The organism is Actinoplanes sp. NPDC048791 (assembly GCF_040650095.1).
Classification (GTDB): Bacteria; Actinomycetota; Actinomycetes; order Mycobacteriales; family Micromonosporaceae; genus Actinoplanes.
Map to the genome: position 1 here is coordinate 1 of NZ_JBEZGQ010001615.1, position 1,283 is coordinate 1,283.

The 1,283-nt window shown below is 76.5% G+C and carries 1 protein-coding gene; it reads right to left on the reverse strand.

Translation table 11 applies throughout. The features are described 5' to 3' along the window. Positions 1-1,283: DegT/DnrJ/EryC1/StrS family aminotransferase (locus tag AB0C29_RS48995; RefSeq protein WP_360835313.1), on the reverse strand; the 1,283-nt coding region annotated here is incomplete at both ends.

Here is a 1,283-nt window from a genome sequence, read left to right on the forward strand (position 1 = left end):
GCTCGCCGCCGCGGTGCTGCCGGCACACCGGCGCCCCCGAGGCTGAGACCCCCGCCACCACGGCGCGCCGGCAGACCGCGCGCAGCCCCGGGGAGTCGCACGGGTTGCCGAAGGTGTCGACCGCCATGACCAGCCGCTCGTCACCCGGTCGCAGCGCCTCGGCCACCGCGGCCGGTGACAGCGTCCAGGTAGCCGGGTCCACGTCGGCGAACCGCAGCCGGTAGCCCAGCTGCACCAGGATCTCGGCGGTCGCCGGGAACGTGTACGACGGCAGCACCGCCACGTCCCCCGGCCCCGCCCGGCCCACCGTGGCCGCCACCATGATCCGCAGCGCGGCGGTCCCGGACGCGGTCAGCAGCACCCGCCGGTCGTCGTCGAGGTCGAGCTCCTTGCCGAGGCGCTCGGTGAGCTCCCGCGTCCACCGGTTGCCGTGCTTCACCTCGCCACTGACCAGGCACTGCTGCTGGCGGGCGACGACGAGCTCTGGACGGACCGGCCGCGGCGGCACCACGACCGGCAGCGGCGGGCGGAACAGCGGCTCCCGGTCGTCGCCGATCTGCTCGATGAGCCGGGCCAGGTGCGGGCGCAGCGAACCGATCCGGTAGCCGGCGGCGGCGAGCCGGTTGGTGACCACCAGCCCCGAACTGTCCGGCAGGCGGCGCGGCTGCTCGCGTACGGGGGAGGCGGAGCCACACAGGGTACGGATCTCGGTGGCCAGGGCGTGCAGCGACACCGGCGGCCCGCCGACGTTGAACACGCCGGGCCCGATGCCGCCCACGAGGATCCGGCCCAGCTCCGCCGGCGGCAGGAAGCTGCGTACGGTCCCGGCGGTGACGGGCAGCGGCAGCCCGGCCCGCGCCCGCCGGACCAGCCGGGTGGCGACCCGGTCCTGACCCGCACCGAACGCGTTGGCCAGCCGCAACACGGTCAGCCGGTCGCTCCGGACGGCCCCGGCGAGGAGCCGCTCCTGGGCGAGCTTGGCCATCGCGTACGTCCACCGGCCGGCCGGATCCGCGTCGGCCATCCGGCGGGCGAGCGGCGCGGCCCGCCACGGGGGACAGGCCGCCCGGGCCAGATCACGGGCGTCGTCGCACCACGCGTCGATCTCAACGGCCGACCACGGCAGCACCGGTGCGGTGTCCTCGGTCAGCGGGCCGTCGGCTGACCCGTACACCTCGACCGAGGACGTCAGAATGACCCGCCGCCCGGCCAGGGCGGGCAGCAGCCGGGCCGTGCTGATCGCATTGTGCAGCGGCAGCGTCCAGGGCCGGCGCGGCCGCGGA